Raw genomic sequence first — 2,857 nt, 5'->3', positions numbered from 1 at the left:
TCAATTGATCTCTTTCACAAGAATAGGGTGCTCACTTTGAACCGGAATCAATTGCTCTCTTTTACCGGAATGGGGTGCTCACTTTTACCAGAATTTGCAAAATAGTAGCAAACACAAGATTCTGTGCTTATTTTTATTTATTAAATTCGACTTGTTTAACTTTATTTATATTCTGCCTAAAGAAATAATAAAAAGAAAACAAGGTAGGACGTGCTGGATTAGCCTGTCCAAAAGACTACGGCATAATGTTTTGCTCGTCCCTCACAAACCACCCTTCGGGACTTATTCCGTTTCCTTTTGTCCTGTCTGCATCCCGTCCTTTATCATTGCTTTCTTTTTCTTTTTTCCGTTTTTCTGTTTCTTTGGAAATATATTTTTATTGGTACTTGTGCAGGTTCAATTATCTCTTCAACGTTTGCCTGAAATAAAATCGTAAAGTTTCCGGAAAAACCATAAAACCATAAAACCATAAAACTATAAAACTATAAAAGCATATTTACATTTTTATGCTTTTAAAAGCACTTATACAAATAGGTAAATTCCTGTAGGCTTGCACACTTGCATATCTGAATTCCTGCAAGCCTGCAGGCCAACATACTTGCCTGCTTTCATTACTGCAAACTTGCAAACCTGTATACTTCAATGCCTGCATTTCCTCATGCTTGCTTACTTGCACCACTGCATACTTGAGTCTTTTCTTCTAAGAAAATATTTTAAGATACAACTCAATTATTGCATCATATATCTCCCCGCAGTATGCTGGAGTAACCAATAACACTGCTGTTGTATTATAAGAATCCGCTTTATTCAGATATATCTTTAAAATAAATTACTTTATAACCATTACAATAAAAAAAAGGCATCAAGCCACTCAATAATTGATCCAATCAATAAATTGATTTACAACTAACTTTGTCTCATTTTTTTTAGTGAATCCACAATCGATCCTGTCAATATTACAAATTACAGAAGTAAAAAATGGGTAAATAAAAAACTATTAGATAGATTTTTATTCAGAAACATTTCTACTAAGTTTCTTAAACTCCAATTTAACGAAAAACAATACAAATAATAGATAAAAAGGCATCATTACATATAAGAAAGCAATCCTTAGAAAGAAAGTGAAACTATTTGAGAAATAATAACTTATCAATATAGAAATACTCAACAATACTATTGAAAAAATAGAAGCTAAGCCAACTGTATATTTACCATCCTTATCTACAAAAGTTAATAATTTTGAAATAGCTAAAAGGGTACATAGAAACCAACTAACACTTAATGCAAATATTAAAGCAAATTGTGCATAAAAAGGATATTCAAAAATTTCAGGTTTAAATAAACAAAATGGTACGGTCCAAAATGCTCCCATGATTATAAAAAAGATTATTAACTGTTTTGACGTGTTATTAAAGTCATTAAATGCATTAAGAATATCTCCCATTTATTCATATTTAATTTTATACTCATTTATCCCCATTATATTACTTCTTCTGATTTAGCAGTTAAGCAAATCTATTACATTTTAATTTATATGTCGACATTTAAAAAACTGTTTGATAAATAGATTTCTCTGCTGTCTTTTTATATTCTTTTAACTTAGTAATATATTTTTTATAAATTCTAAATTAGTATTGAGAAATAATTCAGTAAAGTTAAATATGGAGTCTTACTGATTTCCTTTTTTTACCAATCTGTACTTGCATTTTTATTTATTAAAAATACTTCAGTTAAATGGGGGTTTAATGTTTCCGTTAGATTATAACCTAATGAAGTTTCTCTAATAGCACCATTTTTTTTAAGCAATGACTTCTCAATTGTATATTCAGAAATTGATTGCATTGACAATCCTCCNGTTAGATTATAACCTAATGAAGTTTCTCTAATAGCACCATTTTTTTTAAGCAATGACTTCTCAATTGTATATTCAGAAATTGATTGCATTGACAATCCTCCTGATGATAATCCAATTGGTTCAACAAAGAATTTAATATTAAAAACAGAAACACGATATTTTCCTTTTTTGGATTCAATCAAAAATTCTCCAACCATTTCTCTTAGATTATCGTCATTAAAATTAGTTTTTTTGATATACCCAGTTGAATCACTATTAAATTCTAAGCGATTGCGCAGTCCTACTCAGTCAGGCAGTAAAATAAAAATCTTTTTAGTAAGCATCNATTTTCCTTTTTTGGATTCAATCAAAAATTCTCCAACCATTTCTCTTAGATTATCGTCATTAAAATTAGTTTTTTTGATATACCCAGTTGAATCACTATGAAATTCTAAACGAGGATTTTTTTTCAATTCAGATATTTTTGTCGAATCTTGATATACAAGCTTCCATATAATTAAATTGTTCTCGACTGCAAAATTTTTGTTTTGACAATATGTGTATAGGCTAAATAGTGTGAAAAGAATAATATATAATTTTTTCATTCTGCAAATATTTTTTATGATCAGCAAACATAGATTATTAAAATTATAATCAAATACGGTTTTCCATATTTTTGGAATATATACTAATGTGAAAGATGTTAAAGAAAATGCCTAATGCCCATTATTTGGACTTGTCAAATAATCCCAAATCATTTAATTTTTTATTAAGCCACTTGCTCAAATCCGCTATAGTAGCTGTTGTGTGCAGTGCTTTTATCAGCAATACTTTCTCCAAGCTATTCGTAATTGTTTGGCTGTTATTGATAATATATAATCGGGTTCTGAATTTCCATCAAGTGTCATTTCTCTATATTTTGTTTCTGCCAATCCACTTGAAACAACATTTTTCAAATCACCTATTGGTTTTTCATTTTCGATAATGTCAATAAGTTCATCAGAAAAAGTATTATTTATTACG

Annotated in this window: 2 protein-coding genes; both read right to left on the bottom strand. The window is 28.8% G+C overall.

What is annotated here, in order from left to right; translation table 11 throughout:
• Positions 1-1,009 precede the first annotated feature (1,009 nt).
• Entirely contained in the window at positions 1,010-1,444 is a 435-nt protein-coding gene (locus ASF10_RS14375; protein WP_056250419.1) for a hypothetical protein, read from the bottom strand.
• 1,211 nt (positions 1,445-2,655) lie between these two features.
• On the bottom strand, positions 2,656-2,857 hold a 202-nt coding region (locus ASF10_RS24235), incomplete at its 5' end, for a hypothetical protein (protein ID WP_157849062.1).

This window comes from Flavobacterium sp. Leaf82 (assembly GCF_001422725.1).
Lineage (GTDB): Bacteria > Bacteroidota > Bacteroidia > Flavobacteriales > Flavobacteriaceae > Flavobacterium.
The sequence above is the reverse complement of the archived record's forward strand: the minus strand, read 5'-3'. Positions and strand labels throughout refer to the sequence as shown.